Source organism: Acidobacteriota bacterium, from assembly GCA_035471785.1.
Classification (GTDB): Bacteria; Acidobacteriota; UBA6911; order RPQK01; family DATIPO01; genus JANQFM01.
Genome location: DATIPQ010000009.1, coordinates 1 through 6,695, shown reverse-complemented (window position 1 = coordinate 6,695; position 6,695 = coordinate 1). Strand labels below are relative to the sequence as shown.

6 protein-coding genes and 1 pseudogene are annotated in these 6,695 nt (G+C 64.7%); 3 read left to right on the top strand and 4 right to left on the bottom strand.

Annotated elements, in window-relative coordinates; all coding sequences use genetic code 11:
• Nucleotides 1-436, top strand: a 436-nt coding sequence (locus VLU25_01395) for a PadR family transcriptional regulator (protein HSR66569.1), incomplete at its 5' end; no start/stop codon positions are given.
• Entirely contained in the window at nt 433-3,147 is a 2,715-nt protein-coding gene (locus VLU25_01390) for an ABC transporter permease (protein HSR66568.1), read from the top strand. The genes VLU25_01395 and VLU25_01390, both read left to right, overlap by 4 nt.
• A gap of 46 nt (nt 3,148-3,193) precedes the next feature.
• Here the strand turns inward: VLU25_01390 and VLU25_01385 are convergent, their stop codons facing one another.
• Both VLU25_01385 and amrS read right to left on the bottom strand, forming a co-directional pair.
• The gene (locus tag VLU25_01385) at nt 3,194-3,883 is read right to left on the bottom strand and encodes a hypothetical protein (GenBank protein ID HSR66567.1); all 690 of its coding nucleotides are present in this window, start codon (nt 3,881-3,883) and stop codon (nt 3,194-3,196) included.
• 465 nt (nt 3,884-4,348) lie between these two features.
• Nucleotides 4,349-5,431: an AmmeMemoRadiSam system radical SAM enzyme gene (amrS, locus tag VLU25_01380; protein HSR66566.1), complete on the bottom strand. Its 1,083-nt coding sequence runs from the start codon at nt 5,429-5,431 to the stop codon at nt 4,349-4,351.
• Nucleotides 5,432-5,609: 178 nt separating this feature from the next.
• Here amrS and VLU25_01375 point away from each other — a divergent pair, with 178 nt between their 5' ends.
• On the top strand, nt 5,610-5,993 hold the full coding sequence (locus VLU25_01375) for a hypothetical protein (GenBank protein HSR66565.1): 384 nt from the start codon (nt 5,610-5,612) through the stop codon (nt 5,991-5,993).
• 181 nt (nt 5,994-6,174) lie between these two features.
• On the opposite strand, the gene VLU25_01370 is transcribed toward VLU25_01375, so the two are convergent.
• Both VLU25_01370 and VLU25_01365 read right to left on the bottom strand, forming a co-directional pair.
• The gene (locus tag VLU25_01370) at nt 6,175-6,507 is read right to left on the bottom strand and encodes a hypothetical protein (protein ID HSR66564.1); all 333 of its coding nucleotides are present in this window, start codon (nt 6,505-6,507) and stop codon (nt 6,175-6,177) included.
• A gap of 48 nt (nt 6,508-6,555) precedes the next feature.
• Nucleotides 6,556-6,695 (bottom strand): annotated as a pseudogene (locus tag VLU25_01365) (hypothetical protein).

The following is a 6,695-nucleotide window of genomic DNA, read 5'->3' as shown; positions in this document are numbered from 1 at the left end:
CCTTTGTAACAGCTATAGTCGTTGGAAAGCCAAGGAGAAGAGGACGATCATGCCCGCACCCAAGCGAGACAAGCAGATGGATGATCCTCAGGCCCACCTGCCCCTGACGGCCCTGGCCTTCCACATTCTGCTGGCCCTGGGGGAAGAGCCGCTGCACGGCTACGCCATCATCCAGGACATCGAAGAGCGCACCGAGGGCGCCATGAAGCTGCGCTCGGGAACCCTCTACACGGCCATACGGCGGCTGGAGGCTGATGGGCTGCTGACGGCTACCGACCGCCGTCCCGCGCCCGACCGCGACGACCAGAGACGCAATTACTTCAGGCTCACGGCCTTGGGTCGGGAAGTGGCTGAGCTCGAATCGCGCCGCCTGGCGGGTCTGCTTTCCACGGCCCGGAACCGCAGGCTCTTCCAGCCCAGCCAGGGGGAGTCGTGAGTTCGGCCGGCGGCTGGATGGGGAGGGCGGCATTGTGGGCGGCTCGTCGCAGCGTGGACTGCTACCCGCTGAGCTTTCGCGTGCGCCATGGGCAATCTTTACGTGAAACCGTCCTCGACCAGGTTGGGGCCGCACTGGAGAAGAGGGGCGTCGTGCGGCGCTGGAGCAGCGTGGCCGCCGAGTTGACCAACGCCGCCGTCAGCGGACTTCGCATGCGCTTCGATTCGTCCGCCCGTTTTTCCTCACATCCTTCCCGACGTCCTCAAGGAGTCCTCATGTTTGAATCGCTTTCCCAAGACATCCGCTTCGCCCTGCGCGGGCTGATCAGGCAGCCCGGATTCGCGGCCGCCGCCATCGCCGTGCTGGCGGTGGGCATCGGACTCAACACCGCCGTCTTCAGCCTGGTCAACGCCTATCTGCTGCGTCCTCTGCCCTTTCCCGAATCGGAGCGCTTGATGGAGGTGACGCCGCTTCCCCGCACGGCTGAGCGCGAAGAATGGATGTCTTTGCCCCGCGAGGTCTGGGGAAGCCGGTTTCCGACTCAGGACGAAGTGATCGAGAACCTGGTGGCCTGGGATCTGGACTTGCTCACGCTGGTGGGCGAAGAGGATTCGCTGGCGGTGGAAGGGGCCTGGGTGACGCCGGGCTACTTCGAAGCCCTGGGGACGCAGGCCCACCTGGGACGCGTCTTCACCCAGGAGGACGCGGCGCCTGACCAGCCCGTAGTGGCCGTCATCAGCTATGGCCTGTGGCAGAGCCGCTTCGGCGCAGATCCGCAGATCGTGGGACGCTCGGTTTCGGTCTTCGCGGGCGACCGTCCCGACGACGCCGAGAGTTTGACCATCGTGGGCGTCCTTCCCCGCGACTTCTGGTTCACGAACCGCTTCACCGGCATTTTGCCCATCCTCAAGGATCCCCGCTTTCCCAGCCTGGTCAAACTGCGGCCGGGGGTAGGACTGGAGCAGGCCACCCGGCATTTCACGGGCATCGTGCGCTCCCAGGCCGCCATGCCCGATGACTGGCAGGTGCACGTCCAGCCCGCCCAAGAGTCTTACGTCTTCTCGGTCAGACCGGTGCTCCAGGCGCTCTCGGGCGCTGTGGCGCTGGTGCTGCTGCTGGCTTGCGCCAATGTGGCCATCCTGCTGCTGGTGAGGGCCTTGCGCCGCCACCGCGAGTTGGTCGTCCGCCTGGCTTTGGGCGCCAGCCGGACCCGCCTGATACGCCTCATGCTGGTTGAAGGCCTGGTCCTTTCGCTGGCCGCGGGCGTCCTGGGCAGTGTCCTGGGGTGGATGGCGCTGCGGACGCTTTCGCCCCTGCTGCAGACCCAGTTGCGCACGGCCGCACCGGGAGGGGTGGAGAGGATGCTGGAATTGCACCCGGCCGTCCTGGCCCTCTCAGTGGGGGTGGCCGTGGTGACGGGACTGCTCTTTACCTTGGCGCCAGTGCTGGCCTCCTCGGGACTGCGCATCACCCAGGCCCTCAACAGCGGCGGACGCAGCGCCGCCGGCAGCCGCGGCCACCAGTACCTGCGCAGCGGGCTGATCGTGACCGAAGTGGCCCTTTCGCTGACTCTGCTGATCGGCGCCGCCCTGATGATCCGCAGCGCCACTCACCTCAGCCAGGTGGACTTGGGCTTCGAAGATCAAGACGTCCTCACCGCTAACCTGGCGCTGCGTCAGGAGACTTACCCCGATGCCGAACAGCAGACGGCGTTCGTCGAGCAGTTCCTTCCCCTGGTGCGCGGCCTGCCCCAGGTTGAGGCCGCCGGGATTCAGGCGTCCTGGCCCTTTCAGTCGCAAGCTGAAGCCGCCGCCGTGGCACAGGACGGCCCCCACGAGGACTCGGGGCCGACGGCGGCTTGGTACATCGTCTCTTCCGGATACCTCGAGGCGCTGCGCGTCCCCCTGCTGCGGGGGCGGCTTCTCAGCGACCGCGACCGTGCGTCCTCGGAGCCCGTGGTGGTGATCAGCCGCTCGCTGGCCGAGCAACTGTGGCCCGGTCAAGATGCGCTGGGCAAGCGCGTCCGCTACGATTTGGGCCAGCGCACCCGCTTTCCGCTGGACGAAGAAAACCCCTGGCGCACGGTGGTGGGAGTGGTGGGGGATGTGAGGGAGACGCTGGCCGGCCGGGAACGGCCCGATTGCTACGTGCCCTTCGCCCAGTCGCCCCGGCTTTTCATGTTCCTCAATGTGCGCCTGCGGGGGACGCCTGAAGCGGCCATGCCGGCCCTTCGCCAGGCCCTCCACAGCGTCGACTCGACCGCCGCTTTCCATCGCGTCCACACCATGCGGGAGCTGGTGACCCGGGTGCGCAGCCGGCCCCGCTTCCTGGCCGGGACGTTGGCCGGGTTCAGCATTTTCGCAGTGGGTCTGGCGCTGCTGGGATTAGGATCGCTGATCAGTTACACGGTGGGTCAGCGCCGCCATGAAATCGCCGTCCGCATGGCTCTTGGCGCGGCCCCGGGTCAGGTGCGCAGACTGTTCGTCGCACAAGGAGGCCGCATTATCGCGCTGGGACTGGTCGGTGGAGTCCTCCTGGGAGCGGGACTGACCGGAGTGCTGTCCAGCCAGCTTTACGGCGTCCAGCCTCTCGACTGGCCCACCTTCGCCTGCGCCGGACTGCTGCTGGCCGCCGTCGCCCTGCTGGCCGTCTGGCTGAGCGCCCGCCGCGCCGAAAAAACCGACCCCACCAAAATGCTGCGCGAGGTTTAGGAAAGACGCGGCGCCAGGATGAGCATCCTGGCGCCGCTATTAGAAGCTATCGGCAAAAGGGCCTGTCGGCACAATCGGAATCGTCGCAGTCGACAGCGCCGTCGCCGTCGTTATCCACTCCATCCGAACAGAGACGGGCACCCTGCTCAGGCGGACCTCCAGCCACGCCGATGAGTCCGACGCCCCTCAAACAGATGGTGTCGGCCACGTCGCCGGTGTTGATTCGCAGGCTCACTCTTAAGGCGCCCTCCGAGTCGGGATCGTCGGGATTAGTGCTGACGGGCCCCGAGAAAGGCACCGCGCTGTTGACGCAGACAGGTCCCGGATCGCTGAGTTCGGCGGGGTCATCCAACACCACCGTGCAAGAATCGGGAGGACTGTTGAGCCGGCACAGCCTGATCTGGTTTATAAAGGTGGAAGCAGAGCTGTTCTGGTAGCAGACCCGGACCCCGTTGACCAGGAAATCGTGGGGAACGTTCGCTCCCATCTCGACCACCTTGTTTCCCCCCGCGGGAACCGAGTCGCCAAGCTCGGTAGAAGTGATGGCCAGTCCGGACAGCCCCCCGACACCAGGGCAGGTGACGGCATTGAATTCAACATTCACGCTGGAGTCTCCAGGAAGAAAGTCGAGATGATTGATCCACTGGACGGGTTGGGCGAGAGCGCTTTGCGGAAGAGCCAAGGCCATGAAGCCGGCCAGCATGATGAGAGTGTGAAGTGAGATGATCTTTCGCATGTAGGCTTTTTTCCTTTCCATGACGGAAGAATCCGTCGAAAGGCTCGCACCGATGATGCCCAGAATCCCTCAAGGGCTGGCTAGATGGGCAGGCGGTTGCAAACTCGGCGGGCCCGCTGCCGAAGGAATCGGCTGCGGCAAGTTACTCGCCCGGCAGGCCCTCGGACAGGGGCCATTGAGACATCATCTTTTATGAATTAAAACACAAGAGCGTCTAATTGGCAAGCCGCATAATTGCTGACCTAGACAGCCGGCCGCCTGGAAGGTTTCATCAACCCCCGCGCCGCCAGCCGGGATATCCAGTTACACCCTCGACCACCTGGATCAGAGGAACCAAGGATGCGCCTCTCACAATCGACCTTCGGTCGAAGTTGCAAAGCCCAAATCCGCAATTCACAAGCATGGCCTGCTTGGAAGTTTGGTCTGTGGAAGTCGGTAGTTGCGCAGCCGGCGGGCCGGGCCGTCTCAGCCCGCAACATGCCCCAACCGAACCGCCTGCCTGCGAGGCCCCCAATTGCCCGGACCAGTCTCAAAACACCCGGCACAAGCCTCCCCGCACTGAGCGCAACAGCCCTGGGCGGTGAGATTCCACTCTCCCAGGCTGTACCAGTCGCGCTCGATCAAGCGAGCGCCGCAGCGGTGGCAATAGGTGCTCTGACCTTCACTGTCGTGGACGTTCCCGGTGTAGGCATAGCGGATGCCGTTGGCCAGGGCAATGCGGCGGGCGCGGCTGAGCGTGGCGGGCGGCGTCGCCGGCTTGTCCATCATGCGGTAGTCGGGATGGAAGGCCGTGAAGTGCATGGGCACGTCGGGTCCCAGCTCCTCAGCCACCCAGCGGGTCATGGCCTCGAGTTCTTGCTGTGAATCATTCTCGCCGGGAATCAGCAGGTTGGTGATCTCGAGCCAGACCTCGGTCTCGTGTTTGATGTAGCGCAGCGTATCCAGCACCGGCTCCAGCCGAGCCGAGCAGAGCTGGCGGTAGAAGCCGTCGGTGAAGCCCTTGAGGTCGACGTTGGCGGCATCCATCCAGCGGTAGAACTCGGCCCTGGGAGCGGGAGAGACGTATCCGGCGGTAACCGCCACAGAATGTATACCGTACTCGCGGCAGGCCTGGGCCACGTCGATGGCGTACTCGTGAAAGATGACGGGGTCGTTGTAGGTGAAGGCCACGCTGCGGCAGCCCAGCCGTCGGGCGGCTCGGGCGATGGCTTCAGGCGAGGCCTGGTCCATCAGCCGGTCCATCTGGCGGGCTTTGCTGATGTCCCAGTTCTGGCAGAAGCGGCAGGTCAGGTTGCATCCGGCCGTGCCGAAGGAGAGCACCGGCGTGCCGGGGAAGAAGTGGTTGAGCGGCTTCTTCTCGATGGGATCGATGCAGAACCCGCTGGAGCGCCCATAGGTGGTCAGGACCACTTGGCCCCCCTGATTGGCCCTCACAAAGCACAGCCCCCTCTGCCCTTCCTTGAGCCGGCACTCCCGCGGACACAAATCGCACTGCACCCTGCCATCTTCCAGCCCATGCCAATAGCGAGTCGCAACCACCTGCTGCATCCTTCCATTCTACCTCCCGGAAGCAGGGCGGGTGGGAGGCGCATCCTTGCGGCGATCCTGAGAGTGGTGGGAAGGGCTGGCCGCTGAGGCCGGCTCCCGAAAGCCGTCGGCGCCCCAATGCCCTAAATTAAAGGCTATGGAGAACCAAACCCAAAAAATGCCCCGGCTGGGATGGATAGTGACAGCCATAGCCCTGCTGCTAGGCGGCTGGCTGGCCTTCGACGGAGCCCACGCCTTGGCCACAGGCGACTACGTAACTCCCTCGTCAGGCCGCTACGCCGGGCAACTCGGCCCCTGGACGCACCTCGTCTCCGCAGTCGGAATCGACCCCCGGTCCACCCTCATGAGGATCATCCACCTGGCATTGGGAGTCGCTTGGCTGGACGCCGCCGCCCTCTTCCTGCTCAAATTCCGCCTGGCCCGCCCCGCCCTGCTCGCCTGCGCCATCGCCTCCCTCTGGTACCTCCCCTTCGGCACCCTCCTCTCCCTCATCGTCATGGGCCTGCTGCTGTCTCCTGACCTGCGCAAATGGCCCGGTGGCTCACCCGCCGGTCGGCTTTAAGTCAGCTTTGAGAAGAACGGTTCGGGAGGCGATTTCTGGACACACCGTCAGGATCGCCGCAAGGATGCGCCTCATATCGACCTGCGGTCGAACTTCAAACGCCCAAATTCCCAATTCACAAGCAGGACCTACTTGGGAGTTGGTCTGTGGAAGTTGGTGGTTGCGGAGCAGGCACATCCTCCTAGGATTGACTTGCTCGATTGCGGGCAGCCGACCAGAGCTGGCCGATGGAGAGGTTGCCGTCGGTGGGGGGGGAATTGGGTGTGGATGAGGGGGGTGCGGGAGTGGGATTCCAGGGAGGTGAGGAAGCCCTCGGTGAGGTAGCGGTTGCAGAAGACTCGGCGGCAGACGGGATGTTCCACTTTTCAGCCAGTTGGCGGGCTAGGTGAGTCGTGAAGTAGTCGGGATGCAGGTCGTGGACCACGACCTGGGGCCGGATGTCGTAGAGGGAGAGGAAGTCCTCGACGGTGCGCTGGAAGAGCAGGCGCGACTCGTAGGCGTCGAGGTCGCCCAGGTACTGGGAGACGATGATCTCGCGTCCGCGGCTGAGGGCGAGGTGTCCGTTGGGCTGGGCGTGGAAGCGGCGGTCTTGAGGGTCCTGGTATTCGGCCAGGCACCGCTCACACATCTGGAAGCGCCGCATCGAGGTCAGCGGACGGTCGTAAGGCAGCCCCTTGATGATGGTGAAGCGCGGTCCGCAGT

Bases quoted from the DNA above. Each gene is read 5' to 3' on its own strand.
- VLU25_01385 (HSR66567.1), bottom strand. From the start codon at position 3,883: ATGCGAAAGATCATCTCACTTCACACTCTCATCATGCTGGCCGGCTTC.
- amrS (HSR66566.1), bottom strand. From the start codon at position 5,431: ATGCAGCAGGTGGTTGCGACTCGCTATTGGCATGGGCTGGAAGATGGC.